The following is a 1969-nucleotide window of genomic DNA, read 5'->3' as shown; positions in this document are numbered from 1 at the left end:
GCGCGCGTGGGTGCCGGCGCTTCGGCGGGCGCCTCGGGCGCGGCAGCCGGTGCGGCCACGCGCGGCGCGCGACGCTGCGGTTGCTGCTGCGCCAGCTGGCGAGCCGGCACTTCGATGACTTCACCCGCATTGATCTTGAACACGGCCACGGCCTGGACCAGGCGCTCGGCCTGCTCTTGCAGCGAACCGGCCGCCGCGGCGGCTTCTTCAACCAGGGCGGCGTTCTGCTGCGTCACTTCGTCCATCTGCGACACGGCGCGGTTGACCTGGTCGATGCCGCTGGACTGCTCGTCCGAGGCCGCCGAGATCTCACCCATGATGTCCGTCACGCGTTTCACCGACGCGACGATTTCCTGCATGGTCGCGCCTGCGCGTTCGACCTGCTGCGAACCCGCGCCAACCTTGTTGACGGAGTCTTCGATCAAGCCCTTGATTTCCTTGGCGGCCTGCGCGCTGCGCTGCGCCAGCGAGCGCACTTCGCCCGCCACCACGGCAAAGCCCTTGCCCTGCTCGCCCGCGCGCGCCGCTTCCACGGCGGCGTTCAGCGCCAGGATGTTGGTCTGGAAGGCGATGCCATCAATAACGGAAACGATTTCCGAGATCTTGCGCGAGCTGGCCGAAATGTCGTGCATGGTGTTGACCACTTCCGACACCGCCGAACCGCCTCGCTCCGCCACGTCCGACGCGCTGGCGGCCAACTGGTTGGCCTGGCGCGCGTTGTCGGCGTTTTGCTTCACCGTGGACGCCAGCTGTTCCATCGACGCGGCGGTTTCCTGCAAGGAAGCGGCCTGCTGCTCGGTGCGGCTGGACAGGTCCGTGTTGCCAGCGGAGATTTCACGCGAGCCCACGTTGATTTCGTCCACGCCACGGCGCACGGCCGACACGGTGCGCGTCAGGCTTTCCTGCATGCGCTTGACCGCCGCCATCAAATGGCCAATTTCATTGGACGAGGTGGCTTCCACGCGCACGGTCAGGTCGCCACCCGCGATCTTGTCAAAGCTCTCGCTGACGGCGCGCAAGGGGCGCAGGATGACGCGGTTCATGAACAGGAAGGCGCCCAGCGACACGGCCAGGATCAACGCGGCCAGGCCCAGGTACACAAACGTCATCGTGGACGCCTGCGAGCGCGCGGCCTGCACTTCCTGTTCGCTGAAGGTATTGATGGTGCCGGCGAAATCGCTCAGCTGCTTGAAGAACGCACCGCTGGCGGCGCCCGCCTTGGTGTTCTTCAGCGTCAGGTACGTCGCGGCGTCGCCCTTGTCCAGCGCGCCCATCATGGCCTGCAAGGCCCCCGAGAAGGCGTTGAACGTCGCAATCAGCTCCCCTTCCGCCGCCTTGCCCATGGTCGTGAGCTTGGGCACGGCCTTGAATGCTTCCATCTTCTTGTTCGCATCGCCGATCAGTTGCTGCACGGTGCGCGAGTTGTCGGCGGCGCCGTTCGCGTCGCCCGCCGCACGTTGCGCAGCGGCGATGTCGGCACGGATCGTGGCGCGCAACATCTGCGTGTACGCGTCCTTGATCAGATTGCTTTGCTGCACGCTCAGCGAATCCAGCGCGTTGATCGTGACAGCACTGGCCTGCATGCTGTTCCAGCCCAAACCAATTGCAACCAGTGCGGCCAGGGCAACTGCCAACTGAGCGAGCATCAAGCCCGTGCGCACCTTCAGATTGCTAAACATGTTCCAAGAGTTCCGGTAGTCGTCCCGGCGGCACGCTGTGGCCGCCGGTCCGTAAAGGGGGGGTACTGTTCGTAATCGACTGCCTGTTCAATGCACTGACGTGGGTTGCGTCAGAAGGACTCCCAATCATCATCCGCGGGCGGCGGACGGCGGCTGGCGGCGGGCGCGGAGGACGACGTCGCCGCTCCGCCCGCGCCGGCGCCGTCAGCGCGCGTCGCCGGGCGGCGCAACGGGCGCACCACCGTGGCGGCGGTAGCGGCCGGCTTGGGGCGCGCCACCTGGGTCTTGCG

At 66.6% G+C, this 1969-nt stretch carries 2 protein-coding genes; both read right to left on the bottom strand.

What is annotated here, in order from left to right; genetic code table 11:
- The coding region (locus AC6LJY_RS27930; protein ID WP_498137237.1) for a methyl-accepting chemotaxis protein at positions 1–1679 on the bottom strand (1679 nt) is incomplete at its 3' end.
- A gap of 110 nt (positions 1680–1789) precedes the next feature.
- Positions 1790–1969 (bottom strand): hypothetical protein (locus AC6LJY_RS27925; RefSeq protein ID WP_498137236.1); only part of this gene is annotated, 180 nt, incomplete at its 5' end.

This window comes from Achromobacter sp. RT286_PF (genome assembly GCF_059760425.1).
This window is presented reverse-complemented; position numbering and strand designations above follow the sequence as displayed.